This window comes from Actinomadura sp. DC4 (assembly GCF_030406325.1).
Taxonomy (GTDB): Bacteria; Actinomycetota; Actinomycetes; order Streptosporangiales; family Streptosporangiaceae; genus Actinoallomurus.
Window position 1 is genome coordinate 235,078 of sequence record NZ_JAUEQY010000009.1, and the last position, 26,467, is coordinate 261,544.

Consider the following 26,467-nt stretch of genomic DNA (forward strand, 5'->3'; position numbering starts at 1 on the left):
CCGCCGTCACCGTTCGGCGAAGAAGCCGTGCAGGGCCCGGGCGACGGCGGCGGGGTCGCCGTCGTTCTCCGGCCCGGAGTGCCCGAGGCCCGTGAGCGTGAGCCGTCGCGCGTGGGGGAGCACGGTCGCGAGTCTCTCCACGGCCGTGGTCAGGTACGCGGGGCTCTTCGACCCGCCGAGCAGCAGCACCTCCGCCCGCAGTGCCCGGTAGTCCTCGGCGGTGCCGGCCATCTCGCCCACGATCCGCAGGTCGTACCGCTCCGTCGGGATGAGGTCCCTGATCGGCACGTCGTCGCCGGACGGCGGGCGCTGCAGGCGCATGCCGATCGTCAGCAGAGGCACGAGCAGGAACCGCGGGATCCGGTTGAACATCGGTTCGGCCCTCAGCCCCTTCAGGACGGTGACCAGCGCGGCGGCGAGTCTGCCCGCCGCGACCTCCCGTTCGTACCGTGGCTGCCAGCCGCGGAGCTCGGAGTCGTCGGCGAGCAGAGGCGGCTCGTACAGGGCGATCCGGTCGAGCGCGGGTGTGGTGAGGGCGGTGCGCAGGGTGACGAGCGCGCCGGAGCTCAGGCCGAAGATCTTCGACGCTCCGGTCGCGGCGACGAGCGCCTGGACGTCCTCGACCTCCCGGGTCACGTCGAAGTCGTCGCCGTGGCCTCCGCTGAGTCCGCGTCCGCGCCGGTCGGGCACGTAGACGGTGTGGCCCGCGGCCATCAGGCCGGCGAGATTCGCGAAGTTCTGCGCGGCCAGCATCCCGCCGTGCAGGAGGATCAGCCCGGGACCGTCGCCGTAGATCCGGTAGCCGATCACCGTCCCGTCCGCGGAGCGGGTCTCGCCCTTGCCGTACGCGCCGGCGCTCATGACCGGTCCGCCGGGACGAACCTCTTCAGCGCCTGCTTGCCGAACTCCACCGCCGCGTTCCCGCGTTCGAGCAGGTCGGCCTGGTACTCCTCCAGCGCCGGGATCAGATCGCGCTCGCCGCGCCGTACCCGGGCCAGAAGCGCGCTCAGCCGTACGGCGTCCTGCATCGCGGTCGTGGCGCCATTGCCGCCGCTCGCCAGGGTCAGGTGGGCCGCATCGCCGAGCAGCGTGACCCGGCCCGCCGTCCAGGGCGGCATCGGCCGGTCGTGGATGCGGGAGCGGCCGACGAGGCTCATGTCGGCGGAGCTCACGAGGTCGAGCAGGTCGGGGTGCCAGCCGTCGATGAGGTCCAGGACCAGCTCGCGCGCGTCGCCGCCCTCCGGCGTGGCCGGTCGTTCCGGCGGCACCAGCAGCACCCAGCGCACGTAGCCGTCGCGGTACGGCAGGTCGAGCTCGGGGGCGAGCGTGGCGGCGGCCGCGGACGGCTCGGTACCGAACTCCATGCGCCCGAGCATCAGCGTGAGCCCCGGGCCCTTCACCATCGTGCCGCGCCCCGGCACCAGCCGCAGGAAGCGGTCGGTCACCGGGGTGCGTCCCATCGCGCCGCACAGGTCCGCGGCGACGAGGCCGACCTCGGGCACGAGGTGCCGCCGCACGACGGAACCACCGCCGTCGGCGCCGACCAGCACCGCGCCGGTGGCGTCCGTACCGTCGGCGAACCGCGCGGTCACGGTGCCGGTCCCTTCGGTGAAACCGGTCAGCCGCCTGCCGTACGCGACCCGGTCGCCCAGCCCACCGAGCAGGATGCGCCGCAGCACCTGCCGGTCCATCGCCCGCGCGTCGCCCGGCGGGCCCTCCAGGTCGCGATGGAGCACGTTGAGCCGCTCGTCGAACAGCAGGCCGGGCCCGGTGAGGCTTCCGCCGGTCGCCTCGACCAGCGCGAAGAGCCGCTGCGGCAGGCTCGCGCGCAACGCGTCCATCGCGGCGGGCAGCAGCCCGATCCGGTAGCCCTGCGCCCGGTCGCCGGTGGCGTCGTCGGCCTCGTACACACGCACGTCGATGCCGGTACGGACGAGCGCGTGGGCGAGCGTCAGCCCGCCGAGCCCCGCCCCGATCACCAGCACCCGTCCGAGATCCCGCTCGGTCATGGCTCCGCCCTCTCGTTCCATGTGAACGACGTTCACGTGTACATTGTTCACATGGCGGGCGTGGACCTGTCAACCGGGAGGAAACGATGGGGCAGCGGCGCGCGGAGGTGCTGCAGGCGGCGATCGAGCTGCTGGACGAAGTCGGCCTGGACGGCCTCACGATGCGCGTGCTGGCGGCCCGTCTCGGTGTACGGGCGAGCGCGCTCTACCGGCATTATCCCAGCAAGCAGGCGCTGCTGGACGCCATGGTCGCGCACCTGGCGACGCGGCCCGCCGATGCCGCCCCGCCCCTGGACGGGACGTGGGACGAGCGGCTGCGCGAGATCGCGACCGGCATGCGCGAGGTCATGCTGGCCCACCGCGACGGCGCGCGGCTGATCGCCACCTTCCACGACCCGGGCGGCGAGGCCGTCGCGGCCTTCCGGGATCTCGTCGCCGCCCTGGCCGCCGAGGGCGTCCCGGCGGAGACGGCGGTCTCGGCCGTGGACACCGTCCTGGCCTACACGAACGGCTTCACGATCGAGGAACAGGCCCGTAAGGCCGGCACCGGCGCCTGGCCGAGAGACCGGCGCGACCACGCGTTCCGCACGGGCCTCGACCTGATCCTCGCGGGCGTACGAGAGTCGGCCCTGAAATGACACGAGGCCGGACCCGCGTGAACGGATCCGGCCTCGTGCACAGGCCGCGACCCTCGTGGCCCGCTTCCGCGGCGGCGCCTTCCGGGCGGGCCGGAGGTTCGACCTCGTGCGGACACGGGCCAACGGGCGGCCGGCGTTCGGGGCGTACGCGCGGGCCCCTGACGGGGTCCGCCACGAGACCGGCCTCTTCGTCATCGCCATCGCCGGCGACCGGGTCGGCGCCATGACCCGCTTCGAGACCGGCGTGCTCCCGTGGTTCGATCGTTCAGCTCATGAAGGCTCAGCGGCGCTCCGCGGGCGGGTCGTCGTGACGTTGACCAGCCAGGACGTGCCGTACTTGTCGACGCACTGCCCGTGGAGGGCCCCCCACGGGGACCTGGCGAACGGCACCGTGACCGTACCGCCCGCGGAGAGCCCGTCCCAGTAAGCCGTGAGGTCGGCCTCGTCGCCGCCGAGTGCCACCGAGAAGGAACCGCCCGGCTCGTACTCCTCCGGGATGTCCGACCCCATGAGCGTGACGCCGGCGGCTCCCCTCAGCATCGCGTGGGCGATCAGGCCCTCCTGCCGGGCGTCCTGCGCCCGGCGGAGGTCGGCGAACGTGGTGACGTCCAGCGTGCCGCCGAAGATCGACTGGTAGAACTCCATCGCCTCGCGGGCGTTGCCGTCGAAGTTGAGGTACGGGGTTGCACGAGCGGTCATCGACTGTCCCTTCTGGTTTGGTTTTCAAACCTAACAGGTGTCGACGACCGGCCGGCGCGTGCGGTGGAGGTGCCTCAGGCGAGATCCCGGCCCCGTCGGGCAGCGGCGACGCGGCGTGCAGCGGGACGGCGGCGGCGCCGTCGAGGATGATGGAGAAGAACCTGAACTCCCAGGCCACGCCGGTGTTGTGGCCGTAGACGAAGCCGCGGAACGGCCGGGCCTCGAGCGGCGGGATTATCTGCCGACCGACGCCGCCGCGGTGTGGGCGGGGTGCGTCGTGCCGGGAGTGCCGTCGTCGATTCGGGTAGCCTGACTGGCATGTTCACCAAGTGAACATGCCAGTCAGGCTCGAGATCATCGTCCGGCGGAGGCCTTCTGTGACCAAACCGACCCGGTCGCCGGACGCCGCTCGTGGGGAGCGTGGGGATCAGGCGGATATCCAGGCGGTGAGCCGGGTCAGTCAGATCCTGTCGCTGTTCGATCCGGCCACGCCGGAGGTCACCGCGTCCGAGGTCGCCGAGCGGCTCGGGCTCAACCGCACCACCGCCTACCGCTACTGCACGTCGCTCGTCGCGGCAGGTCTGCTCGAACGCCGGGACGAGGGCGGCTACGTACCCGGTGCCCTGCTGCTGCAACTCGGCGCCTTCGCCATCGGCACCCGTCGCGTCATCAACCTCGCGCCGCGGCACATGCAGGCGCTCTCGCGTGCGACGCAGACCAGCGTGGTGCTCAGTCTCTGGGGGCTCACCGGTCCGGTGGTCTCGCGGGTCGAGGAGAACGTCTCCGCCATCGTCGTCGTGTCCGTACGGGTCGGCAGTCACCTGCCGCTCGACACGGCGCAGAGCAAGGTCTTCCTCGCCTACCACTCCGACCAGCTCTCCATGGGCCGGCTGATGGCGAACCTCCCCGGACCGGCGCGCGACGAGCTGCGCGCCGGCGTCGAGCGGGTCCGCGCCGTCGGGCACTGCTCGGCGATGAGCACGCCCGGGGTGGTCGCGGTGGCGGCGCCCGTCTTCGACGAGTACGGCATCTGCGCCACCATCGCCATCGTCGGCCCGGACAACACCCTGTCGATGTCCGACGACGCCCCCGAGTTGCGCGTCGTCGTCGACACCGCACGGGAGCTCACCCGCGAGCTCGGCGGTCACTTCCGGCCCGACGATCTCGGCCGGCGGGCCGTCTAGAGGAGAGTCAGGACAGAGCGGGGATCGTGTCGTCGTCGGCCATGTCCACGTCCTTGGTCTCCGGGCCGAGGAAGCCGCCGAAGCTGATCAGCGCGCCGGCGAGCACCAGCAGGATGGCCGGGGCGAGGTGCGCCGAGACGACGCCGTCGAACTGCCGCAGGTAGAACTGGTAGAACGCCGGCGCGATGAGCGCGAGGCTGTACCCGACGCCGTACCCCGTCGAACGGATGCTCGCCGGGAACCGCTCGGTCAGGTACGCCGCGATCGGACCGAAGGTGCCGACGGTGAAGACGCCGATCAGTACGCCCCAGCCGAGCGCCGCGCCGAATCCGCCGTTCGAGGTCATCAACAGCGTGTACGAGCCTGAGCCGACCACCAGGACCGCCAGGCCGTACCCCATGTAGAACCGCCGTCGCCCGATGCGCTGGGACAGCAGCCCGAACAGGGGGTACGACAGCGCGGCGGACGCGTTGATCACGAGCATCGTCAGCGTGACCTGTTTGCTCGACAGCAGAAGGTGCGCCTTCAGCTGCGCGGGCGTGACGGCGGCCTCCATGTTGGTCGCGAGCCACGTGCCGGTCATCAGCACGAACACCTGCGCCAGCGCCTTGGGGTATCGCACCACCAGCCGTACGAACGGCAGCTTGTGCCGCTCGCCGGTCAGCTCCGCCGGCGGTTCGTGCACCTGCTTGAGGTAGTAGCGGAACAGCAGGGCCGACAGCAGCGCGCCGACCAGGAACGGCACTCGCCAGCCCCACTGCACGTAGCTGCTGTGCAGCCCGGCGGAGGGCAGGAGCTGCAGCATCAGCAGCGTGATCGCGGCGATGACGGCGTACGCGGCGGGTGAGGTCGAGGTGATGATCGAGGCGTAGAGGCCGCGTTTGTGCTTGGGGCTCCACTCCATCGCCAGCGGCACCGCGGTGGTGTACTCGCCGCCGAGGAAGATGCCGTCGACGAACCGGAGCCCGATCAGCAGGCCGACGGACCACATCCCGATCGTCTCGTGGCCGGGCAGGCACGCGGTCACCAGCGTGATGACGCCGAAGCCGCCGACCGCGACCAGCGTCGTGCGCTTGCGCCCGACCGTGTCGGCGAAGTGGCCGAAGATCACCGCGCCGAGCGGGCGGCCGACGAGCGTCGAGGCGAACACCAGCGACGACAGCATGGCCGTCGTGCTCGCGCTCAGGGACGCCGACTGGAAGTAGGCCGTCGCCGGTGCCAGCACCACGATGGGCAGGTAGATGTCGAACTGGTCGACGAAGTAGGCGAGCATCCCGCCGCGTACGGCGGTACGCACCTTCGCCATGTCGGGACCGTGGGCCGGGTTCGGGGGAGAGGCGTCCGGCGCCTCTGGCTGCGGCACTGGCACGTGGCGCGGTGTGGACATGGTTCGTCTCCTCAGCGAAGCATTTACGAACTATGTGTTCACCAAGTGAACGGATCCTTACTGTAGACATGTGACCTATGCAACACAAGGGGGCGATATCGGGTTGACGTACGGTCTTATAGTGAACGTAGACTTCACAATACGAACCGAAGGGTGGCCTCCATGAGTCAACGCCCCGCCATCGCCTCCGTGCTGAACGGCCTGGTCGACATGCACGTCCACTCCGGGCCCAGTCCGTTCCCCCGCCGGTTCGACCACGTCGAGGCCGCGGAGGACGGCGCCCGGATCGGGATGCGCGCCATGGTCGCCAAGTCCCACCACCACAACACCCAGATGGACATCCTGGCGATGAGGGGACGTCTCGCCGGGGTCGCCGCCACCGCGTACGGCGGCATCGCGCTCAACAGCACCGTCGGCGGGCTCAACGCCCACGCCGTGCGCATGTGCCTGCGCATGGGCGGCAAGGTCGTGTGGTTCCCGACCATCTCCTCGGGCCGCCACCTGGAGTGCCACCCCGAGGACGGGGCGTTCCCGACCACCACCGTGCCCCTGACCCTGGAGCGCATCGACATCGTCGACGACGCCGGGGAGCTGAATCCCGAGGCCATCGAGATCCTGGACGAGATCAAGGCGCAGGAGGCCGTCGTCAACGGCGGCCACATGTACCCCGCCTACATCCGCACGCTGTTCCAGGCCGCGAAGGAGCGCGGCATGACGCGGATGGTCGTCAGCCACCCCGACTACGTGATCGGCGCCGATCCCGATCTGTGCCGCGAGCTGGTCGGCCTCGGCGCGTACGTCGAGCACGAGATCGGCATGTACGACCCCGAGGGCTCCCAGAAATGGGACCCGAAGAAGCTCCTGACCTGGATCGAGACGCTCGGCCCCGAGCACACGGTGCTGGCCTCGGACTTCGGGCAGGCGGCCAACCCGAAACCCGTGGACGCGTGGATGCGCGTCGCGCAGGCGCTGCTCGACCTCGGCCTGCCGGAGAAGGACCTGCGGCGCATGGTCCGCGACAACCCGACGTACCTGCTGAACCTCGACGCCTGAGCGAAAGGACACCACCCGTGTACGAGAAGGACGACCCACGCTCCTCCCTCGCGACGGCGACCGCGGCCGCACCGCGTCCGGACAGCGGTGACGCGATCGCGGCCCCGCAGTACTTCGACTTCCACCGCCTCGCGTCGCCCGGCGCCGCGACGCCGGACGGGCGCACCGCGATCGTCCGCGGCCAGAACGTCGTCCTCGTGCACACCGACGCGCGCGACGGCGACGACCTCGACAACGGGACGCTCGACGGCGAGCTCGCCGTGGTGGTCACCGGCGCCTCTCCCGCCTTCTCGGTGATCACCGACGACGGCGCGACGCTGATCGACGCACCCGGGCTGGTCGTGGTCCCGCCCGGCGCCTCGCGCCTCGGCGTGCACGGCGACGGCCCGCTCGTACGCCTGGTCGAGGCCACCGAACCGGCGTGGCGGGACCGGGCCGCCAACGCCGCGGCGTACGCGGAGGACCACCCGCGCGTCGCGCTGCTGCGCCGGTGGCCGGAGCCTCCCGGTGGATACGCGGTGCGGTTCTACCCGCTCGCCGGCATCCCGGACGACCCGGCCCGCTTCGGCCGCATCTTCCGTACCCGCTCGTTCATGGTCAACTTCCTGCCCGAGGTCACCGGCCCGCGCGACCCGCACAAGCTCTCGCCGCACACGCACGACGACTTCGAGCAGCTGTCACTGGCGATGCGCGGCGAGTACGTCCACCACATCCGCACCCCCTGGCTGAGCGACAGCACCGGGTGGCGCGACGACGACCACGTACGGATCGGCAGCCCGTCCGTCGCGATCATCCCGCCGCCCACCGTGCACACCTCCGCGGCCGGCGATCCCGGGGTGAACCAGCTGATCGACGTCTTCAGCCCGCCACGCGCCGACTTCTCCGCGAAACCAGGCTGGGTGCTCAACGCCGACGACTACCCGATGCCGTGAGCGGACGTACGGGCGCGGGGCTGTTCGCGCCGGATCGCGAGACCACTCCGCTCGGCACCTGGCTGAAGATCACCTCCGGTGAGCCGGTCGAGATCATGGCGTACGCCGGGTTCGACTTCGTGGTCGTCGACATGGAGCACGCGCCGATCGACCTGCAGACCGCGTACCGGCTGGTCAACACCGCCGCCGCACTCGGTCTGGCGCCCTTCGTACGAGTGCCGGACACGACGGCGTCGACGATCCAGAAGATCCTCGACGCGGGCGCCATGGGCATCCTCGTACCGCATGTCGACACGGTCCAGCAGGCCGCCGCCGCCGGGCAGGCGTGCCGGTTCCCGCCCCACGGCGTACGCGGCGCCGGCGGCACCAGCCGTGCCGGAGCGTGGGGGCTGCGCCCGAACGCCGACTACCTCGCCACCGGCAACGACGACGTGCTGTGCGTCCCGCAGCTCGAGAGCGTCGAAGCGATCAAGGCGGCGCCGGAGATCCTCGCGCTGGACTCCGTCGACGCGGTGTTCGTCGGCGCCGCGGACCTGTCGATGTCGATGGGGTCCACGCCGTCCTCGCCCGAGGTGGCCGAACTGATCGGCTCGGCGATCGACGCGGCGCACGCCGCCGGCAAGCGCTGTGGCCTGGCGTTCGGCGGCGTACCGTCGCGGGCGGCCCAGGCGGTACGGGACGGCTGCGACTTCGTGCTGCTGAGCAACGACACGTCGATGCTGGCGGAGGCCGCGCGGGGCCTGGTCACGGCGTTCCGGGAAGCGGGATGACGCTGACCCTGCCCGTCACCGCCCTGTCGATCGCCGAGCCGGACGGCCTCGACCATGACGGCGTGGTGCGCTTCGTCCGCGTGCTCGAGGAGAGCGGCCACCCCATGGTCTGGATCCCCGAGGTCACCGGGCGCGAGGCGTTCACCACCGCCGCCCTCGTGCTCGGCGCGACGCGGCGGATGATCGTCGGCAACGGCGTCGCCCGCGCCCTCGAACGCGTGCCGAAGTCCGCCGCGTCCGCGGCGCGGGACCTCGCCGCCGGCCACCCCGGACGGTACGTGCTGGGCCTCGGCGTCAGCGGCGCGGCCCGCGAGCGAGGCGTCGGCCCGCTGCCGTTCATGCGCGACTACCTGGACGGGATCGACGCGACGCTCCCGCGCCGCGTGCCCCGGGTGCTCGGCGCCTACTCGGCCGGGCTCACCCGGCTGGCCGCCGCACGCGCCGACGGGCTGATCACGTTCCTCGTCACGCCGGAGCACACCCGCTGGGCGCGCGAGACGATCGGGCCGGACCTGTTCCTGTCGGTCGTCCAGTGGGCGGTGGTCGGCCGCGACCGGGCCGCGGCCCGCGACGTCGCGCGCGAGCGTCTGGCCTACTACCTGACGCTGCCGCACCAGATCGCCAAGCTGACGCGGCTCGGGTTCACCGAGGCCGACCTCGCGCCGCCCGGGTCCGACCGGCTCGTCGACGCGCTCGTCGCCTGCGGCACGCCGGAGCAGGTACGCGAGGCGCTGCGGCGGCAGTACGACGCCGGCGCCACACAGGTGGCCGTCAGCCTGGTCGGCCCGCTCGACGACGCGAAGCTCGACGCCTACCGGGCGCTGGCGCCGAGCATGGAGAGGACGAACTGATGCGAACAGCCGAGAAGGTCATCATCACCACCGCGGTGACGGGCTCGGTCAACGTGCCGTCCCAGAGCCCGTACCTCCCGCTGTCCGCCGGGCAGGTGACCGAGGCGGCGCTGGGGGCGATCGAGGCCGGGTCGGCCATCGTGCACCTGCACGCCCGGCTGCCGGACGGGCGGCCCACGTTCGAGCCCGAGGTCTTCGACCAGATCATCGGTCCCATCGCCGAGCGCACCGACGCCGTCATCAACATCACCACCGGCGGTTCGACGGCGATGACGATGGAGCAGCGGCTGGCGGCCGCCGTACGGCTCCGGCCCGAGCTCGCGTCGCTGAACATGGGCTCGATGAACTTCGTGTACGCGGGGATCGCCGACAAGGTGACCGAGTGGCGGTACGACTGGGAGAAGCCGTACGTCCTCAACACCTACTCCCAGCCGTTCGTCAACACCTTCGACGCGATCGAGCACACTCTGCGGACGCTCGGCGCGTCCGGCACGCGGTTCGAGTACGAGTGCTACGACATCGGCCACCTCTACACGCTCGCGTACTTCGTCGAGAAGGGCCTCGCCGAGCCGCCGCTGCTGGTCCAGGGGGTGTTCGGTGTCCTCGGCGGCATCGGCGCCGACCACGAGAACCTGGAGCACATGGTGCGGATCGCCGACAAGCTCTTCGGCGAGGACTACTCATTCTCCGCCTTCGCCGCCGGACGGGACCAGATACAGTTCGGCACTCACAGCGCGTGGCTCGGCGGTCACGTGCGGGTGGGTCTCGAAGACAGCCTGTGGATCGGCAAGGGGCGCCTCGCGGAGAGCAACGCCCAGCAGGTCGGCAAGGTCCGGGCCGTCATCGAGGACCTGGGCAAACAGATCGCCACACCTGCCGACGCCCGCGCGATGCTCGCGCTCCGGGGCGTCGAGAACACCGAGAGGATCTCATGAGCACCACCTCATCGCCGCTCGCCGGCAAGGTCGTCCTGCTCGTCGGAGCGAGCACGGGCATCGGAGCCGACGCCGCACGCGTACTCGCCGCGGACGGAGCCGCCCTGATGCTCGTCGCCCGCACCGAGGAACCGCTGGCCAAGCTCACCGCCGAGCTCACGGCGGCGGGCCACGACGCGGCCTACACGACCGGCGACGTCGCGAAGGCGGCGGACGTCGCCGCCTTCGTCGACGCCACGGTCGCCCGGTTCGGCCGGCTCGACGGGGCGTACAACAACGCCGCGATGGGCGGCGGCGGCCGCCTCGACGCGGTCTCCGAAGACGACTTCGACCGGATCATGGCCGTGAACGTGAAGGGCACGTGGCTGTGCGTCCGCGAGGAGGTCCGCGTGATGGAGCGGCAGGGCTCTGGATCGATCGTCAACGTGAGCAGCATCGGCGGCCTCCGCGGCAGCTCGGGCATGGGCGCCTACCAGGCCACCAAGCACGCGGTCATCGGCCTGACGCGTACGGCGGCCCACGACTTCGGCCCGCTGGGCATCCGCGTGAACGCGGTGGCCCCGGGCCCGACCGAGAGCCCGATGCTCGACGAGCTGCGGCGCACGGTCCCCGGCGGCGTGGAGGCCCGGATCGCCGCCACACCGCTGCGCAAGGTGGGCACGGGCGCCGAGGTGGCAGCGACCGTGAGCTTCCTGCTGAGCGAACGCGCAAGCCACATCAGCGGAGTCGTCCTACCGGTCGACGGCGGGTTCCTCGCCTGAGCGACCCGGCGGCGATGGCGGGGGCGGTCTGTCCGGCCGGCGTGCGTGCCCGGTCGAGGGGCGCCGATGGCGTTCAGGTAGCCGAAGCCCGGGTCGGTTTCGTACCGGCCCGTCCCCTCCGGGCGGCGGGCCGAGGCGGACAGTGCCCGGCCGATCTGGGCCGGGGTCGGCTCGGGGTATTCCGACCTGATCAGAGCCACCGCCGCGGTCGCGAACGTCAGTGCCACGTCGCCGCCTCCGAGGGTCCACACTCGGTGGTCCGGGCCGATGGCGGGCAGTGCGAGGCCGGAGGCGGAGATGATCACAGAACCTCCCGCGGAGGTCGAGCGCCGGTCGCGGCGGCCCGTGGCGGTGACGGCGCCGACTCCGATCACGCCGGGTGCCGACACCGGGTCGGGGAACACCTCCGGGTAGCGAAGGCCGACCGTGCCGATGATGACGACGTTCTTCGCCTGGGCGTAGGCGATCGCGGTCCGGAGTCCGGTGGCGACCTCGTTCTCGACGGAGCTGGGGTCGACCGCGATGACGCCGGCGCCGTGGTCGACGGCGTAACGGATCCCGCCGGCGATGGGGTCGGCCCGTTTCGGCCGTGCCGATCACTCGCGGCGGGGGTGCCCGGCAGGCGTTACAGCGACTGTCCGGCGTTCTCGGCGGCGGGAGTAAAGCGGTCCCTGATGCCGTCGTAGAGCGCCTGCTCCTTCTTGATGAGCGCGAGGCAGTTGTTCATCGTGCCGTTGAAGTCGTCCACGTCGTACTCGTTGAGGTCGTCGAAGGAGCCGATGATCCTCTGCGCGTGCTCGTGGATCTTCTTGTCGTCCGACCAGGGCAACCACGCCCATTTCTGGTTCTCGTCGAGCTCTTTCTTGAGCTCCGCGAGCTGTTCGATCGAGGTCTGCTTGTAGGCGATGAGCGCCGCGTTCATGGCGAGCAGTGCCGCCGACACCACCTTGAACGAGGTGAGCAGATCGTCGACGTTCCGGGCCGGGACGTCGCGCCAGTAGGCGGCGAAGGCCTCGATGGCGGGCCCCTCGTTCTTTTGGAGGACCGCCTTGATGGCATCTTCGGGGTTCAGCCGGGTGAGCTCCAACGCGACGCCGACGCCGCCCCACCGGTCACCGCCGGCCTTGAAGTTGACCTCGTCGTCGCTCGGCCAGCGGAACTTCATCGTGCCCTCGGCCGTCCAGTGCTCGACCAGGTGCAGGAGGTCCGCCGGCAGGGTGATCTTCTCGTTTCCCACGGCCGTCAGTCCCGGTTCTTCATCTTGTCGAGCACGCCGAACACGGAGGTGAGGTTGGCGTCTTCGGCGGCCTTCCTGTTCTCCGACATCCGGTACAGGCCCCTGGCGCCGTAGTCGGCCTGTTTCGCGGTCGTGGTGACCGCCGAGATCGCCGAGTCGTAGAAATGGTCGAACGTCTCGAAGAAGCCTTTCGTCAGGAACACCTCATGCGGTTCCGGCGAGAAATCCCCGATGCTCTGCCAGCGCGACCCTTTGTAAGCGTGCTCGTCGGAGATCTCCCGGTAGAGCGACAACTGCTCGTGCGCCGGCAGGACGGTCATGGCGTCCCACGAGCCGTACTGGCTTCCGCCTGCGGGAATCTGTTCCTCGTAGGTGTCCACGGTCGCGGAGCCGATGGCTTTCGCCGCGTCCTCCAGCGATTTGGAATCGTATTTCGGCATGAGTGGCTCCAGGCCTTTCCCTCGGTGTGCTATCGGCTGCGCATCAGGCCGGCGATCACGCGGTTGATCTCTTCCATGCGCTGGGAGTACTCCGCCTGGATCTCTTCCAGCCTCGCGCGCAACCGGTCCTCGGAGGCGGGGCCCGGGTCGTGGTCGGCGAGCCGGCCGAACCAGTCCCGCTGCGCCGCGCGTACGGCCTCCCGGGTCAGTTCACCGAGCGTGCGGGCGTCCTGCCGCAGCGCCCGCGGGTTGATCTCCACCGTGTCCACGAGGCCGTCGGTGCCGATGGTGACCCGCACGTTGTCGTCCGCGGAGGCGCCGTGACCGGTCGGTGGCTTCTCGAGTGCCGCCGGGCCGCCCGGCCACGCCGAGGCGGGCGCCTCGTCCTTTCCTGCGGAACGCTTGCGAAAGTCAGCCATGACGACACCGTCCCCATTTTCGGATCGACGGTGAAGCCTGCGGAGGCACCGCCGAAACAAGATCAAAGTAGCGGAACGGTCCGTGACCGGCGCAAGAGTCGAACACATTCCCCTGCGCCGCCCTCTCCGTACGGCGCGGCCCCCGGGAGCGTCGTCTCCCGGGGGCCGCGTCCGGGGTCTCAGCCGGTGAACGCCTTGGTGAACGCGTCCGCGGCCTGGTCGATGCTGCTGCAGGTCGCGCTGGCGGTGCTCTGCGCCCCGCCGGGGCACGGCTTGTCACGCGTCGCCGACCACATCGACGTCCAGGCCAGCTTCTTCTCCTTGGCGAACGCGGCGACCTTCGTCGCGTCGGCCGGCCGGAAGACCTCGGTGCTGGTGTCGTTGACGCCGATCATCGGCGTGATGGCGATCTTGCTCCAGGCGTCGCCGACGCCGAGGGCCTGCTCGACCTGCTTCTCGGTGGACGTGGCCGCCTGGATGGCGTAGTCGCCCATCTTGCCGTCCGGGTTCGGCGCCTGGCCGTCGCCGTAGTCCATGGCCATCACGTTCACCGCCGCGACGTCGGTGCCCTTGGCCTTGGCCGACGAGAGGAGGTTCACCCCGTCCTGGGTGAGCCCGCTGGGCAGCACGGGCAGCGTGAACGAGACGTCGAGCCCGCCGACCTGCTTCTGGAGCGTCGTGATCGCCTCGGCCCGCCGGTCGTTCGCCGTCTTGTCCGCGATGGCGGCGCCCTCGATGTCGAAGTCGACCTTCTTCAGGTCGAAGGCGTCGATCACCTTCTTGTACGCGGTGGCCAGGTCGCCGGCGCTCGTGCACGCCTGGGCGAGCTCGGTGCCGTTCGCGCCGCCGAAGGAGACGCGGACGTCGCCGCCCGCCGCGCGCAGGTCACCGATCTTCTTGGCCACCTCGTTGTCGCCGAGTTCCTGCGAGCCGCCCCACTTGGGCGCGCAGCCGCCGCCGGAGACGACGAACGCGAGGTTGAACGTCTTGACGCCGGTGCGCCTGGCAGCGTCGACCAGGTCGTACGGCGGGAACAGGCCGACGTCGACGTACGGGGAGAAACCGCCGCTCGACGACGACTTCGGAGGCGTCGGCGGTGCGCTCTTGGTCGGCTCGGGCGTGGCCGTCAGCGTGGCGGCCGGCGGAGGCGGGCTCGGCGCCTGCGTGTCGCCGGCGTTCTCACAGGCCGAGCCGTTGACCTGGCACGCGGACGGAGCGCTCGTGGCGCCCTGGGCGACGAACCCGACGACGGTGGAACCCCCGGGCCCGAGGTCGGCGTTCCAGGAGGCGTTCTTGACCTGCACGTGGGTGCCGCCGGCCGAGTAGACGCCGTCCCACAGGCTGCTCACCTTCGTCCCGGAGGGCAGGTCGAACTGCAGGTTCCAGCCGTGGATGGCCTCGGCGCCGGTGTTGGTCAGCGTGTACTGGGCGCTGTAACCGCCGTCCCACGCGCTGACCCGCTTGTACGTGGCCTTGATCGATGCCGCGTCGGCCGGTCCGGTGGTGACGAACAGGGCGGCACCGGTGATGCCGACGACGGTGGTCAGACCGCCTGCGGTCCACAGGGCCAGCCGCCGCCGGCGAGGGTGGCGCGCTCGGTGTGCGCTCATGGGGGTACCTCCCGAAGAGGTGGGAATTGACGAGGTCACGCCTGCAGGGCGGTACGACACTAAGGCGCTGGGACGTCCGGGAGGCCGGGGCTAAGCCCCGCTTAAGGGCCTGCTGAGCAAGGCCTAATCTCGCGCGTCGGGCACCAGCAGCGGCAGCAGGACGTCGTCGACGATCCCGGTCAGTACGCCGTCGGGGATGGGCGTGCCGTGGATCAGGAAGTGGTGGTCCACCAGCGCAGGCGCCAGGCCGATCAGGCGGGGCTTGATCGCCGTGGCGGCGATGTCCCCGCGGGCCGCCGCGCGGTCGAGGATCTCGCGCATCAGCCGGTCGCGGGCGACGAACATGCCGGCCCGTACGCGCGCGGTCCGGTCGGGGTCGGTGAGGGTCTCGACCATCAGCCCGCGTGCCGCCTCCCCGAACGGCCCTTCGAGGCGCCGTGCGCCGCGGCGCAGCAGGGTGAGCACGTCCTCACGCAGGCTGCCGGTGTCCGGCGCCGGGTCGGCGGGGCCCCGGCCGTGGCGCAGCGCGGCGACGACGAGCTCGGCCCGGCTGGGCCAGCGTTTGTACAGCGACGCCTTGCTGGTGTGGGCGCGGGCCGCGATCCGCTCCATCGCCAGGCGCGCGTAACCGACGTCGTTCAGCTCGGCCAGCGTCGCGTCCAGGATCGCGGCCTCGAGCACCTCGCCGCGCCGCCGAGGCCCCGTCCGGTGGTCGGCCCGGCCGTCGGTTGGAGCCATCCACGCCCTTTCTCCGAGTCAGCGCACGATAGCGCAGCCCTGCTCCGCACCCACCGTACGCGCCTTAGAGTCCGTTGCGTTCTCTATGTGAGGTGATCTATGGTCGCCCGATAGAGAACGCTGCGTACTTTAGGGAGCAGAATGGAAGGGTTCGCGCGATGGTCGGTGCGGCATCGGTGGTGGGTGATCGGCGGATGGCTCGTACTCGTCCTGGCCCTGGCAGGGCTGTCCCACCAGGCCGGCGGCGCGGAGTACAAGAACACCTTCCGCTTCTCCGGCCGTGACTCGCAGGACGCCCGCGCCGTGCTGGAGCGCGACTTCCCGCAGGCCGCCGGGGACGGCGACCAGATCGTCTTCCACACCACGGCCGGCCGGGTGACCGATCCGGCGGTACGCGATCGGATGCGGGCGATGTTCGCGCGGGTCGAGCGGCTGCCGCACGTGGTCCAGGTGGCCGACCCGTACGCCTCGCGCGGGCAGGCGATGTCGAGGGACGGTACGACGGCGTTCGCCACGGTGACCTTCGACGCGCAGGCAGGCGAACTGCCCGAGGACGCGATCGGCACGGTGGTCGACACCGCGCGGGCGGCCCGTACGAGCGCGCTTCAGGTCGAGCTCGGCGGGCAGGCGGTCGAACGGACCGTGAGTCAGGGGCCGGGCCCGGCCACGGCGGTCGGGCTCACGGCCGCGGTGCTCGTGCTACTGGTCATGTTCGGGTCCGTGACCGCGATGCTGATGCCCATCCTGACCGCGCTGATCGCCGTCGCGGCCGGCGTCAGCGTGAACGCCCTGGTCACGCATGTGATGGACGTGAACACCGGCGCGGAGGTGATCGCGCTGATGATCGCGCTCGGCGTCGGCGTGGACTACTCGCTGTTCATCGTGTCCCGGTTCCGCGGCATGCTCGCCGAGGGCCGCGACCCGGAACAGGCGGCCGTCGGCGCGGTGAACACCTCCGGGCGGGCGGTGCTGTTCGCCGGCGGCATCGTGGTGGTGGCGCTGCTCGGGCTGCTGCTGTTCGGGGTCGGCGTCCTCGACGGGATCGCGGTCTCGGCCGTGGTCGAGGCGGCGTTCACCATGGCCGCCGCGCTCACCTTGCTGCCCGCGGTGCTGTCCCTGCTCGGCCGTCGCGTCAACGGCCTGCGCGTGCCCGGCCGGCACCCGGCCGGGTCCACGGCGGTCTCCCCACGCCTCGGAGCGTGGGCCGACCTCGTACGGCGGCATCGGTGGGCCGTCGCCGTGGGGACGGTCGCCGTCCTGGCCGTACTGGCGCTGCCGGCGCTGTCGCTGCGGCTGGGCAGCTCCGACGCCGGCGCGGATCCCGCGTCGGCGACCACGCGCCGGGCCTACGACCTGCTCGCCGACGGCTTCGGGCCGGGCTTCAACGGCCCGCTGCTGCTCACCGTGCGGCTGCCGTCCGCGTCGTACGGGGCCGTGCTCGGGCGGCTGTCCGAGGCCGTCGCGGCCGACCCGGGAGTGGCCTCGGTCGGCCCGCCGCGTATCAGCCCGTCCGGGACCGCCGCCGTGCTACGGGCTTACCCGGCGACCTCGCCGCAGTCGGCGGCCACCGGCGCTCTGGTGCGCCGGCTCCGCGTCGCGGTCATCCCGCGCGCCGTCGGTGGCGGCGGCGTCGCGGTGCACGTCGGCGGGCCCACCGCCACGTTCGTCGACCTGGGCTCGCTGCTGGGCGGGCGGCTGGTGCCGTTCGTCGCCGTGGTCGTCGCGATCGGGTTCGTGCTGCTGCTCGTAGTGTTTCGCTCACTGGCCATCCCGCTCACCGCCGCGGCGATGAACCTGTTGTCCATCGGCGCCGCTCTGGGCGTGGTGGTCGCCGTGTTCCAGAAGGGCTGGACAGGTCTGTCCACCGGGCCGGTCCATTTCGCGGTGCCGGTGATGACGTTCGCGATCGTCTTCGGGCTCTCCACCGACTACCAGGTCTTCCTGCTCACCCGCGTCCAGGAGGAGTGGCACACCCACGGGGACAACCCCCGCGCCGTACGGGAGGGCATGGGCCGGGTCAGCGGCGTGATCACCGGTGCCGCGGTCATCATGATCGCCGTCTTCGGCTCGTTCGTGCTCGGCGGCGCGCGCTTCATCGCGGAGGTCGGCGTCGGGCTGGCGGTCGCCGTGACCCTGGACGCGTTCCTGATCCGGTTCATGCTGGTCCCGGCGATCATGTACATCCTGGGCGACCGGAACTGGCGGCTGCCCCGCCGTCTGCGCCGGCTGCCGCGCGTGCACATCGAGCCGGCCGGGCCCCCGCCTCCCGCGTACGAGCCGCGGCGGTGAGGGCGGGCGGACCTGAACGGCGCCGTCGCGTGGCGGCGGTCGCGGCGCTGGCGGCGGGCCTGCTGCTGACCTTCGCCGCCGTTACCGGCGGTCTGGCTGCGCGGACGCCTCCTGGACAGCCGCCGGTACGTCGCCACCGTGGCCCCGCTCGGCAGAGACCCGGTGGTACAGGACGAGGTCGCGGCCAAGGTCACCGCGGCGATCTCCCAGGGCCTGGACGTACGGAGGCGAGCCGCGGGCGGGAGGCCGCTCGCCGGGCTGCTGGACGAGGCCACCCGGCGGCTGGCCGCGCGGGTCACCGCCGAGTTCGTGCGAAGCCCCGAGTTCGAGCGGCTGTGGGTGACCCTCAACCGGACCGCGCACCGGCAGCTCGTCGCGATCCTCACCGGCCGCCCGGCCGCCGGCGGAACCGTACGCGCCGATCCCGACGGCCGGCTGTGGCTGGACCTGGGACCGGTGATCGAGCAGGTCCTGAGGAAACTGCCGGGCATGGGACCGGCGGCGGCCGGGACGCCGCCCGTGCGGCTCGAGCTCGGCCGGGTGGCGGCGGCCGGCCGGGCACGAGCCGCCGCCCGATGGCTCGACCGCACCGCCGCATGGCTGCCCTGGGCGGCGGCGATCTGCCTCCTCGTGTCGGTCGCCCTGTCCCGCGACCGAAGGCGGACGGTCCTGGCGCTCGGCCTCGGAACCGTCGTGACGATGCTGACCCTGCGCGCCGGCCTGTCGGCCGTACGCCATGCCGGCCTCGCCGCGATCCCGCCCGAGGCGCTCGGCCCGGCGGTCGCCGGCCACGTCTTCGACCGGGTGACCGCCGGGCTGCGGGACACGCTGCGCGTCCTCACCCTCCTCGGCGTCCTCGTCGCGGTGGCGGCCCTGACCTGGGCTCACCTGAAGAGGATCTCCTGGAGGAGGTGAGGCTCGGCCGGGCCGTCACCGGCTCACGAGGGCAGGTGCCACACCTGGTTGGCGCCGCCCGTGCAGTCCCAGATCTCGACCTGGGTGCCCGGGGTGGTGGACCATCCGGTGTCGTCGAGGCACCGGTTGGACTGGGGGTTGTACAGCGATCCGTTGGACTGGGGGATCCAGACCTGGGCCGCGGTGTTGTTGCAGTCGTACAGGTCGACCAGGGTGCCGTTCGCGGTGCCACCGCCGTTGATGTCTAGGCACTTGCCCAAGACGTGCAGCGTGCTGCCGGCCTTGACCACGGTCCACTGCTGGGCGCCGCTGCCGTTGCAGGTGTAGATCTGGATCGGGTTGAAGTTCGCGGTGCTGGAGGAACGGTCGTCCAGGCACAGCCCGCCGTACCCGGTGATCGCGCTGCCGGACGGCGGCGGGTTGCCGCCTCCCGATCCGCTCGTCAGGACCCGTACGTAGTCGACCAGCATCGGCACTCCCGACTGGGTCGAGCCGGTGGGGCCGCCGCCGAACGCGGCGGGGAAGCCGCCGCCCATCGCCACGTTGAGGATCATGAAGAAGCCGTGGTGGACGGCGTTGTTCCAGGTGGTGGCGTCGACCTGGTTGGCGTTGATGGTGAAGAAGTTGTTGCCGTCGAGGTAGTAGCGCAGCTGTTCGGGAGAGACGCTGCGGTCGTACTCCACCGCGTACTGGTGGAAGCCCGTCTGGCACCCGCCGCAGGCGCGTTCGCCGCTGCTGATGCCGGTGGTCTCGTTGCAGGGACCGTTCGGACTCGAGCCGCAGTGCAGGGTGGCGAACTCCGAACTACGCCCGTTGATGTCCTCCATGATGTCGATCTCGCCGATGCTCGGCCAGTTCGTCGCGCCGGCCGGGCGGGCCGCCGCGCCGAGCGCCCAGAACGCCGGCCAGTACCCGGCGGCCGCCGCGCCGGAGACGTTCGGCTGCTGGATCGAGGCCTCCATGCGCAGCTTGCCGCCGGTGGGGGCGGCGAAGTCGGTGCGCTGGGTCTCCACCCGGCCGGAGGTCCAGCGGCCGCTGCCGTCGCGGAGCGGCTTGATCACCAGGTTGCCGCCGCCGTCCTGGTAGACGTTCTGGGTGCTGTTGGTCATGGTCTCGACCTCGCCGGTGCCCCAGTTGGCGGCGCCGCCGGGATAGCTGGTCCCGATGTCGTACAGCCAGTTGGAGGTGTTCAGGCCCGTTCCGGCGGCACCGGTGAAGTCGTCGCTGAACACGCTGGTCCAGCCCGAAGGGGGCGGCGGGATCGACGCGCCGGCGTCCGGCGCGACGGCGACCGTGGCGGTCGCGGTGGTCAGTGCCGCGACGGCGGCGAGGAGGAGCCGGCGAAGGCGGGGCTTCCGCGTGGGCGTGGCTGGGGGATCCGCGAACACGACGTACCTCTTCTCAGGGGTTACTGCGAGGCACAACGGTGTCGGCCACCTGGGGGAGAGGTCCACGACACCGATGCGTGGCAGAGGAGTGGTGGCGGGCGGGGCTGTGAGAGCGCTCTCACAGCCATGGTGTTCCTCTGTTAAGAATCCTGTCAATACTGAATCCGGGCGGTCGGCGCGGTCGTGGAAAAACACTGGCGAGCCGGACGCGTGAGGACGAACATGGCCGGGGTGAGTGACGAAACCCCGCGATGGAGCCAGGCAGTCGTCTACCAGGACATGTGGGTGGATCCCGATGACGATCCCCGGGAGAGCGATGCCCCCAGCCCGGACGGAGAACGGGCGACGCTGGAGGACTATCTGACGAACTACCGGCTGACCCTCCTGATGAAGTGCGAGGGCCTCGACACGGAGCAACTGGCCCGCCGTGCGGTGCCGCCGTCGACCATGTCGCTGCTCGGCCTGCTCCGCCACCTCGCCGAGGTGGAACGCGACTGGCGCGGCTGGATCTCGCCCGGCGAGCCGCCGTCGAAACTGTACGGCCCGCGCGACGCCGACTTCGATGACGCGGCCGCCGAACAGGAAATGGTCGACGCCGCGTACGCCGATTTGGTCCGGGAACAGGCCGCGACGGACGCCGCACTGGCGGAGTATCCGGACCTGGGCGTACGCGTGGGAAAGAAGGCCATCGCCGTACGGGAGTTGCTCGTACACCGAGTCGAGGAGTACGCCCGTCACTGTGGCCACGCAGATCTGCTGAGAGAGTGCATCGACGGCCGCGTCGGCCAATGATTCAGCGGCCGAAAAGGCTGCCTGCGCCGGACCGGAGAAGTCGCAGGTCAAGGCCCTGACGTGCGGGCCGGACCTCCGATGGCTTTCCCGTCTGGCCGGTCCCGGCCGAATGCCCGCCCCGGGCGACGACCCGGGACATCGCCACTGGTCAATGCGTTACTGAATTAACCTCCATACTAAGTGATCTTCGTCACAATTTACAGCCTGCGTCAATTTAAGTACAAACAATCTGTCGACGCATACAGGAATGTGGATCCCGCCATCGCCTTCGAGAAAAGCCGCTACGACCGACCTCGATAAGTGGGAAACACACCCGCCGTCGCGGGCCTCCCACTGATTCCGCATGGCAGGAACAGGGAGGATCCGATGGGTGTCCCATTGTCGGCGGTGCCACGCGCCCCGGGGCGGGTGCCGCTCGCCGGGAACGTTCCGGCGCTGCTGCGGCGCCGTATGGAGTTCATTCAGTCGCTGCGCACGATCGGTGACATGGTGCGCGTCGACATCGGCACCTGGCCGGTCTACTTCGTGACGTCGTCCGACCTGATCCACCAGGTCCTGGTCACCAACGCCGGTAGCTTCCAGCGCGGCCGGCTCTTCGACCGGGCCCGTCCGGTCTTCGGCACCGGGCTCGGCACGATGAACGGTGAGGAGCATCGGCGGCGGCGCCGGCTGATGCAGCCGGTGTTCCAGCGCAGCCGCATCACGGGCTACACCCAGATCATGGGCGACTGCGCCAGGGCGGAGACCGAGACCTGGACGCCCGGCGAGACGCTCGACGTGGACGACGCGATGTACTCCCAGGCGCTGACCACCGTGGCCCGGACGATGTTCTCCGCCGACCTGGCGCGGCCCGCCATCGAGGAGGTCCGCCGCTGGCTGCCCGTACTCGTCAAGGACGGGGTGACCCGGGCGCTGCTTCCGCGGTCGATGGATCGGTGGCCGATCGGGGTGAACCGCCGGTTCAACACCGCTGCGACCCGGCTGCGCGCGGTGATCGACAAGGTGGTCGAGGAGTACCGCGTCGGTGAGATCGACAACGGCGACCTGCTGTCGGTCCTGATGGCCGCGCGCGACCCCGAGACCGGTCAGACGCTGAGCGACACGCAGCTGCGCGACGAGCTGGTGACGATCATGGTGGGCGGCACCGAGACGACCGCCCTCACCCTGGCGTGGACGTTCCACGAGCTGGGCCGCCACCCGGAGGTCGAGCGCCGCCTGCACGAGGAGGTCGACTCCGTCGTGGGGACCCGGCCGATCGAACCGGAAGACCTGCCCCGCCTCGGCTACACCACCAGGGTCCTCAACGAGACCCTGCGCCTGCACTCGCTGCTGGTGTTCATGCGCCGCGCGGCCAAGCCCGTCGAGATCGGCGGAGTCGACATCCCGCCCGGTACCGAGATCGGCTACAGCCTCTACGCGCTGCACCATGACCCGCGGCTGTTCACCGACCCCGACCGCTTCGACCCCGACCGGTGGCTGCCGGAACGCTCCAAAGACGTGCCGCGCAACGCCTACATCCCCTTCAGCGCGGGCAGCCACAAGTGCATGGGGGACGGCTTCGCCTCCATCGAGATGGTCATCTCCCTGGCGACCATCGTCGCCCGGTGGCGGCTGCTGCCGGTGCCGGGCCACGTGGTCCGGGAGATGACGGCCGCGCTTCCACGCCCCCAGGCGCTGCCGATGATCCCGGAGTTGCGCCACGTGACGGCGTCCGAGCGGGTCCAGCCCGCGCGATGACGGACAAGGAGCCGACATGGTCCAGCCCGACGCGGCGGAGATCCTCATCCGCACCCGTGACGCCGTCGACCCCGAACTGCGCAAGGCCGTCCACCACCTGCCGGAGTCGTTACGGACCATCGCCGGGTACCACCTCGGCTGGTGGGACGAACACGCCACGCCGACCGACGCCGGCGCCGGCAAGGCGGTCCGCGCGACCCTGACCCTGCTGGCGGCGGAGGCGGTGGGCGGCACGGCCGAGCAGGGGATGCCCGCCGCCGTCGCGGTGGAGCTCGTGCACAACGCCTCGCTGCTGCACGACGACGTCATCGACGACGACCGCACGCGACGGCACCGGCCGGCCGTCTGGTCGGTGTTCGGGGTGCCCGCGGCGATCCTCGCCGGTGACGCTCTGTTCTTCCTGGCCATCCGGATCCTCGGTGAGGCGCCGGCCCCGCTGAGCACGGTGGGCGTGAACCGGCTGAACGACGCGGTCCAGCAACTGCTCGACGGGGAGTACGCCGACACCGCCTTCGCCGTACGCGACGAGGTCACCGTGGCCGAGTGCCAGGCCATGGCCAGTGCCAAGACGGGCGCGCTGATCGTCTGCGCCTGCACGCTCGGCGCCCTGGCGGGCGGCGCCGGCCCGGCACAGCTCGAGGCGTTACGCGCGTTCGGCCACCACCTCGGGATCGCCTTCCAGATCATCGACGACCTGACCGGCATCTGGGGCGACCCGGCCCGGACCGGAAAACCGCACCTGTCGGACCTGCGTACGCGCAAGAAGAGCTTCCCGGTCGCGGCGGCGTTGCGCGGTGACTCGGCGGCGGCGCGGGAGCTGGCCGGGCTGTACCGGCACCGGGACGAGCTCGGCGAGGCCGAACTGCACCGGGCGGCCGACCTGGTCGAGGCGGCGGGCGGGCGCGGCTGGGCCGGCCGGCAGGCCGCGTACCACCTCGACGCGGCGCTGGACCGCATGCACGGACCCGCGTTCCGCGCGGAGGCGGCCACGAAACTGGCCGCACTCGTCGATCTCCTCACGAGCCAGTACCCGCTGGCGCCATCCGGAGCGCATCCCCGTACGCAGGAGGAACGGTGACCGACACCGCCATCTTGATCGAGATCCCGCCGGTGTACTGCCCGATCCCGGCGGCGATCCACCCGGCCGCACGACGGCTGGAGGAACGCGGACTCCTCTGGATGCGCCGGTACGGCTTCTGCGCCGACGAGACGCTGAGCGCCATGGTCGCCGGCAGCAACTCCGGCGAGGCGATGGCGCTGGTGCTGCCGCACGCCGACGAGGACCGGCTGCAGCTCTTCACCGACTGGTGTTACCTCGGCTTCCTCATGGACGACCTGATGTACCGGATGGGCGACGGGGGCGGGGCCGGTTTCGCGCCGCTCGCCGGCAGGCTCCTGCGGACGCTGGAGAACCCGCGGGCCGGCCTGCTCGGCGACGACACGTTCGCCGCGGCGATCGTCGACGTCGCCGACCGGCTCCAGCGGCTGCTGACCCCGGTCCAGCACCGCCGCTGGACCGACCTGACGCGGCGCTGGTTCCTGGGCACGATCTGGGAAAAGGCGGTGGCGAAGGCCGGAACGCCACTGACCCTGAACGAGTACGCGGCGCTGCGGATGGACAGTTGCGCCGGGCCGCTGTGGTTCGGGCTGTGCGAGTTCGCCCGCGCCGCGGAGATCTCCGACCGGGAGATGGACGCGCCGCCCGTACGCGCCCTCAACGAGCTCTGCTGGCTGCTTGTCGGCTGGGACAACGACCTGTTCTCCGACGCCAAGGAACGATGGCTCGCCGAACGCGCCGAGGTGGCCGTGGACCACGCGCCCACGCTGGTCTCGGTGCTCGCCGCCGAGGAGTCGCTGGAGCCCGCCGAGGCGCTGCGCCGCGCCGCCACCGTACGGGACCACCTGATGAGCCTCTTCGTACGGCTGCGCGCCCAGGTGCTGCCGTCGGCGAGCCCCGAGCTGCGCGCGTACCTGGGCGAGGCGGGTCACATGATCCGCGGCAACCTGGACTACTACCTCCGCCCGCGTACGACCCGCTACAGCGATCCCGACGGCCGGTCACCGGGCGCGCTGCGCTTCACCGGCGGCTTCGTCGACTCGCCGCCGGGCGGTGTGGAGGAGCCGCTCCCGCTCCCCTCCATCGCCTGGTGGTGGGAGCAGCTCACCGGCTGACCTCAGATGACGGTGACCCGCCGCGCCTCCGGCACCATCGACAGCGTACGGGGATGGGGAAGCGGCGTCGGCGCCTCCCGATCCCCGTCGCCGGGCACCGGCCGCAGCCGCCACCGGGCGACGATCGTGGCCAGGAAGATGGACATCTCGATGGAGGCGAAGGCGTCTCCCATGCACTTGTGACTGCCTTCGCTGAAGGGGAGGTACGCGCTGCGCGGCACGTCTTTGGAGCGTTCGGGCAGCCACCGGTCGGGATCGAAGCGTTCGGGGTCGGTGAACAGCCGCGGATCCCGGTGGAGCGCGTAGAAGCTGTAGCCGATCTCGGTACCCGGCGGGACGTCGACTCCGCCGATCTCGAGGGGCTCGGCCGCGCGGCGCATGAACACCAGCAGTGAATGCAGCCGCAGGGCCTCGTTGAGCACCTTGGCGGTGTACTCCAGGCGGGGCAGGTCCTCGGGTTCGATCGGCCGGGTCCCCACGACGGAGTCGACCTCCTCGTGCAGGCGGCGCTCGACCTCCGGGTGGCGGCTCAGCTCGTGGAGCGTGGAGGTCATGGTCAGCGCGGTGCTCTCGGTGCCGCCCATCATGATGGCCAGGAGCTCGTCACGGAGCTGGACGGCGCTCAGCGGCCGGCCGGTTCCGGGGTCGCGCGTGGCCATCAGGGCCGAGAGCAGGTCGCCGTCGTCGACTCCGCCGGCGCGGTACTCCTCGATCACCTGGTCGATCACCGCCCGCAGCCGGGGGATGGCGGTGTTCAGCCGCCGGTTCACCCCGATCGGCCACCGGTCCATCGCGCGGGGGAGGAACGCCCGGGTCACGCTGTCCTTCAAGATGACGGGCAGCCAGCGGCGGACCTCCTCGACCGCGGGACGTGCCAGCGTCGCGGAGAACATCGTCTGGGCCACGCTGGTCAGCGCCAGGTCGTACATCGCGCCGCCCACGTCGACCGGCTCGCCGGCCGTCCAGGCCTCGACCTGCGTACGGGCGCAGTCGCCCATGGTCCGGGCGTATTCGGTGACCCGGTTGCGGTTGAAGAGCGGCTGCATCAGCCGGCGGCGCCGGAGGTGCTCCTCACCGTTCATCGTGCCCATCCCGGTGCCGAGGAGCGGCTGCGCCCGGTCGAAGAGCCGGCCGCGGCGGAAGCCGGCGGCGTCGGTGATGAGGACCTGGTGGATCAGCTCGGGCGAGGTGACGAAATAGACCGGCCAGGTGCCGATGTCGACGCGCACCATGTCACCGACCGTACGCAACGACCGCATGAATTCCAGCGGGCTCCGTAAGAGAGAGGGAACGTGTCCGGCGAACGGCAATCGGCCCGGCGCGCGCGGCACCTCCGACAATGGGACACCCATCACGTCCTCCTGGTTCCTGCTCACCTTGAATGGCGAAATCCGCGTTGCGTGGCACCCTTTTGCCGAAGAATGTCGTTGATTTATTTTTACGTTAAGTATCACTACCGGTAAATGGTGACCTAGGTCACTGGTCGATGCGTGCGCCGTCCGGAACTCATC

25 protein-coding genes are annotated in these 26,467 nt (G+C 71.1%); 14 read left to right on the plus strand and 11 right to left on the minus strand.

Annotated features, from left to right (window positions below; translation table 11 throughout):
- Positions 1–6: 6 nt before the first annotated feature.
- On the minus strand, positions 7–861 hold the full coding sequence (locus tag QWU11_RS17530) for an alpha/beta hydrolase (protein ID WP_290110854.1): 855 nt from the start codon (positions 859–861) through the stop codon (positions 7–9).
- Complete coding sequence (locus QWU11_RS17535) at positions 858–2,009, minus strand: NAD(P)/FAD-dependent oxidoreductase (RefSeq protein ID WP_290110857.1); 1,152 nt, start codon at positions 2,007–2,009, stop codon at positions 858–860. Before QWU11_RS17535 ends, QWU11_RS17530 begins: the two co-directional genes overlap by 4 nt.
- Positions 2,010–2,095: 86 nt before the next feature.
- Between QWU11_RS17535 and QWU11_RS17540 the strand changes: the two genes are divergently transcribed.
- Positions 2,096–2,647, plus strand: coding sequence for a TetR/AcrR family transcriptional regulator C-terminal domain-containing protein (locus QWU11_RS17540; protein WP_290110863.1), 552 nt, complete (start codon positions 2,096–2,098; stop codon positions 2,645–2,647).
- Between the two features lie 270 nt (positions 2,648–2,917).
- On the opposite strand, the gene QWU11_RS17545 is transcribed toward QWU11_RS17540, so the two are convergent.
- Positions 2,918–3,346 (minus strand): VOC family protein, encoded by a 429-nt coding sequence (locus tag QWU11_RS17545; protein WP_290110865.1) that lies wholly within the window; start codon positions 3,344–3,346, stop codon positions 2,918–2,920.
- 446 nt (positions 3,347–3,792) lie between these two features.
- Between QWU11_RS17545 and QWU11_RS17550 the strand changes: the two genes are divergently transcribed.
- Complete coding sequence (locus tag QWU11_RS17550) at positions 3,793–4,530, plus strand: helix-turn-helix domain-containing protein (RefSeq protein WP_290110873.1); 738 nt, start codon at positions 3,793–3,795, stop codon at positions 4,528–4,530.
- Positions 4,531–4,537: 7 nt separating this feature from the next.
- Here the strand turns inward: QWU11_RS17550 and QWU11_RS17555 are convergent, their stop codons facing one another.
- Positions 4,538–5,836 carry an MFS transporter gene (locus QWU11_RS17555; protein WP_290110875.1) on the minus strand — a complete coding sequence of 433 codons (1,299 nt, stop codon included), beginning with the start codon at positions 5,834–5,836 and terminating at the stop codon, positions 4,538–4,540.
- Between the two features lie 243 nt (positions 5,837–6,079).
- Between QWU11_RS17555 and QWU11_RS17560 the strand changes: the two genes are divergently transcribed.
- From QWU11_RS17560 to QWU11_RS17585, 6 genes are read left to right on the plus strand one after another with little or no spacing between them, the layout of a single operon-like run.
- Positions 6,080–6,970: a DUF6282 family protein gene (locus tag QWU11_RS17560; protein WP_290110880.1), complete on the plus strand. Its 891-nt coding sequence runs from the start codon at positions 6,080–6,082 to the stop codon at positions 6,968–6,970.
- Between the two features lie 17 nt (positions 6,971–6,987).
- Entirely contained in the window at positions 6,988–7,902 is a 915-nt protein-coding gene (locus QWU11_RS17565; protein WP_290110884.1) for a hypothetical protein, read from the plus strand.
- The gene (locus QWU11_RS17570; RefSeq protein WP_290110887.1) at positions 7,899–8,672 is read left to right on the plus strand and encodes an aldolase/citrate lyase family protein; all 774 of its coding nucleotides are present in this window, start codon (positions 7,899–7,901) and stop codon (positions 8,670–8,672) included. The genes QWU11_RS17565 and QWU11_RS17570 overlap by 4 nt, the downstream gene beginning before the upstream one ends.
- A complete protein-coding gene (locus tag QWU11_RS17575) occupies positions 8,669–9,523 on the plus strand; it encodes an LLM class flavin-dependent oxidoreductase (protein ID WP_290110889.1) in 855 nt (284 codons plus the stop codon). Before QWU11_RS17570 ends, QWU11_RS17575 begins: the two co-directional genes overlap by 4 nt.
- Positions 9,523–10,458, plus strand: coding sequence for a 3-keto-5-aminohexanoate cleavage protein (locus QWU11_RS17580; protein ID WP_290110891.1), 936 nt, complete (start codon positions 9,523–9,525; stop codon positions 10,456–10,458). Before QWU11_RS17575 ends, QWU11_RS17580 begins: the two co-directional genes overlap by 1 nt.
- Positions 10,455–11,219, plus strand: coding sequence for an SDR family NAD(P)-dependent oxidoreductase (locus tag QWU11_RS17585; protein WP_290110899.1), 765 nt, complete (start codon positions 10,455–10,457; stop codon positions 11,217–11,219). The genes QWU11_RS17580 and QWU11_RS17585 overlap by 4 nt, the downstream gene beginning before the upstream one ends.
- A gap of 625 nt (positions 11,220–11,844) precedes the next feature.
- On the opposite strand, the gene QWU11_RS17590 is transcribed toward QWU11_RS17585, so the two are convergent.
- The 5 genes from QWU11_RS17590 to QWU11_RS17610 all read right to left on the minus strand — a co-directional run bounded on the left by QWU11_RS17590 (position 11,845) and on the right by QWU11_RS17610 (position 15,663).
- Positions 11,845–12,456 (minus strand): hypothetical protein, encoded by a 612-nt coding sequence (locus tag QWU11_RS17590; RefSeq protein ID WP_290110904.1) that lies wholly within the window; start codon positions 12,454–12,456, stop codon positions 11,845–11,847.
- A gap of 5 nt (positions 12,457–12,461) precedes the next feature.
- Complete coding sequence (locus QWU11_RS17595; RefSeq protein ID WP_290110906.1) at positions 12,462–12,896, minus strand: hypothetical protein; 435 nt, start codon at positions 12,894–12,896, stop codon at positions 12,462–12,464.
- Positions 12,897–12,925: 29 nt separating this feature from the next.
- Positions 12,926–13,315, minus strand: coding sequence for a YbaB/EbfC family nucleoid-associated protein (locus QWU11_RS17600; protein ID WP_290110952.1), 390 nt, complete (start codon positions 13,313–13,315; stop codon positions 12,926–12,928).
- 179 nt (positions 13,316–13,494) lie between these two features.
- Positions 13,495–14,925, minus strand: a complete 1,431-nt coding sequence (locus QWU11_RS17605) for a cellulose binding domain-containing protein (RefSeq protein WP_290110953.1) — start codon at positions 14,923–14,925, stop codon at positions 13,495–13,497.
- Between the two features lie 123 nt (positions 14,926–15,048).
- Complete coding sequence (locus QWU11_RS17610; RefSeq protein ID WP_290110955.1) at positions 15,049–15,663, minus strand: TetR/AcrR family transcriptional regulator; 615 nt, start codon at positions 15,661–15,663, stop codon at positions 15,049–15,051.
- 141 nt (positions 15,664–15,804) lie between these two features.
- On the opposite strand from QWU11_RS17610, the gene QWU11_RS17615 reads away from it, so the two are divergent.
- Both QWU11_RS17615 and QWU11_RS17620 read left to right on the plus strand, forming a co-directional pair.
- Positions 15,805–17,952, plus strand: coding sequence for an MMPL family transporter (locus QWU11_RS17615; protein ID WP_290110957.1), 2,148 nt, complete (start codon positions 15,805–15,807; stop codon positions 17,950–17,952).
- A gap of 138 nt (positions 17,953–18,090) precedes the next feature.
- The gene (locus tag QWU11_RS17620; RefSeq protein WP_290110959.1) at positions 18,091–18,867 is read left to right on the plus strand and encodes a hypothetical protein; all 777 of its coding nucleotides are present in this window, start codon (positions 18,091–18,093) and stop codon (positions 18,865–18,867) included.
- A 23-nt stretch (positions 18,868–18,890) separates the two neighbouring features.
- Here QWU11_RS17620 and QWU11_RS17625 read toward each other — a convergent pair whose 3' ends face one another.
- Positions 18,891–20,255 carry a ricin-type beta-trefoil lectin domain protein gene (locus QWU11_RS17625; protein ID WP_290110966.1) on the minus strand — a complete coding sequence of 455 codons (1,365 nt, stop codon included), beginning with the start codon at positions 20,253–20,255 and terminating at the stop codon, positions 18,891–18,893.
- A gap of 231 nt (positions 20,256–20,486) precedes the next feature.
- Here QWU11_RS17625 and QWU11_RS17630 point away from each other — a divergent pair, with 231 nt between their 5' ends.
- From QWU11_RS17630 to QWU11_RS17645, 4 genes are all read left to right on the plus strand, one after another.
- Complete coding sequence (locus QWU11_RS17630; RefSeq protein WP_290110974.1) at positions 20,487–21,047, plus strand: DinB family protein; 561 nt, start codon at positions 20,487–20,489, stop codon at positions 21,045–21,047.
- A gap of 366 nt (positions 21,048–21,413) precedes the next feature.
- Positions 21,414–22,784, plus strand: a complete 1,371-nt coding sequence (locus tag QWU11_RS17635) for a cytochrome P450 (protein WP_290110978.1) — start codon at positions 21,414–21,416, stop codon at positions 22,782–22,784.
- Positions 22,785–22,800: 16 nt separating this feature from the next.
- On the plus strand, positions 22,801–23,862 hold the full coding sequence (locus QWU11_RS17640) for a polyprenyl synthetase family protein (protein ID WP_290110991.1): 1,062 nt from the start codon (positions 22,801–22,803) through the stop codon (positions 23,860–23,862).
- Positions 23,859–24,956 carry a hypothetical protein gene (locus QWU11_RS17645; protein ID WP_290110993.1) on the plus strand — a complete coding sequence of 366 codons (1,098 nt, stop codon included), beginning with the start codon at positions 23,859–23,861 and terminating at the stop codon, positions 24,954–24,956. Before QWU11_RS17640 ends, QWU11_RS17645 begins: the two co-directional genes overlap by 4 nt.
- A 2-nt stretch (positions 24,957–24,958) precedes the next feature.
- Here QWU11_RS17645 and QWU11_RS17650 read toward each other — a convergent pair whose 3' ends face one another.
- Positions 24,959–26,308, minus strand: a complete 1,350-nt coding sequence (locus QWU11_RS17650; protein WP_290110996.1) for a cytochrome P450 — start codon at positions 26,306–26,308, stop codon at positions 24,959–24,961.
- Positions 26,309–26,467 lie beyond the last annotated feature (159 nt).

Excerpts from the sequence above, each read along its gene's own strand:
- QWU11_RS17635 (WP_290110978.1), top strand. The coding sequence starts at position 21,414 with ATGGGTGTCCCATTGTCGGCGGTGCCACGCGCCCCGGGGCGGGTGCCG.
- QWU11_RS17580 (WP_290110891.1), top strand. The coding sequence starts at position 9,523 with ATGCGAACAGCCGAGAAGGTCATCATCACCACCGCGGTGACGGGCTCG.
- QWU11_RS17615 (WP_290110957.1), top strand. The coding sequence starts at position 15,805 with ATGGAAGGGTTCGCGCGATGGTCGGTGCGGCATCGGTGGTGGGTGATC.
- QWU11_RS17585 (WP_290110899.1), top strand. The coding sequence starts at position 10,455 with ATGAGCACCACCTCATCGCCGCTCGCCGGCAAGGTCGTCCTGCTCGTC.
- QWU11_RS17530 (WP_290110854.1), bottom strand. The coding sequence starts at position 861 with ATGAGCGCCGGCGCGTACGGCAAGGGCGAGACCCGCTCCGCGGACGGG.
- QWU11_RS17575 (WP_290110889.1), top strand. The coding sequence starts at position 8,669 with ATGACGCTGACCCTGCCCGTCACCGCCCTGTCGATCGCCGAGCCGGAC.
- QWU11_RS17535 (WP_290110857.1), bottom strand. The coding sequence starts at position 2,009 with ATGACCGAGCGGGATCTCGGACGGGTGCTGGTGATCGGGGCGGGGCTC.
- QWU11_RS17610 (WP_290110955.1), bottom strand. The coding sequence starts at position 15,663 with ATGGCTCCAACCGACGGCCGGGCCGACCACCGGACGGGGCCTCGGCGG.
- QWU11_RS17555 (WP_290110875.1), bottom strand. The coding sequence starts at position 5,836 with ATGGCGAAGGTGCGTACCGCCGTACGCGGCGGGATGCTCGCCTACTTC.
- QWU11_RS17545 (WP_290110865.1), bottom strand. The coding sequence starts at position 3,346 with ATGACCGCTCGTGCAACCCCGTACCTCAACTTCGACGGCAACGCCCGC.
- QWU11_RS17605 (WP_290110953.1), bottom strand. The coding sequence starts at position 14,925 with ATGAGCGCACACCGAGCGCGCCACCCTCGCCGGCGGCGGCTGGCCCTG.
- QWU11_RS17560 (WP_290110880.1), top strand. The coding sequence starts at position 6,080 with ATGAGTCAACGCCCCGCCATCGCCTCCGTGCTGAACGGCCTGGTCGAC.
- QWU11_RS17595 (WP_290110906.1), bottom strand. The coding sequence starts at position 12,896 with ATGCCGAAATACGATTCCAAATCGCTGGAGGACGCGGCGAAAGCCATC.
- QWU11_RS17540 (WP_290110863.1), top strand. The coding sequence starts at position 2,096 with ATGGGGCAGCGGCGCGCGGAGGTGCTGCAGGCGGCGATCGAGCTGCTG.
- QWU11_RS17650 (WP_290110996.1), bottom strand. The coding sequence starts at position 26,308 with ATGGGTGTCCCATTGTCGGAGGTGCCGCGCGCGCCGGGCCGATTGCCG.
- QWU11_RS17640 (WP_290110991.1), top strand. The coding sequence starts at position 22,801 with ATGGTCCAGCCCGACGCGGCGGAGATCCTCATCCGCACCCGTGACGCC.
- QWU11_RS17600 (WP_290110952.1), bottom strand. The coding sequence starts at position 13,315 with ATGGCTGACTTTCGCAAGCGTTCCGCAGGAAAGGACGAGGCGCCCGCC.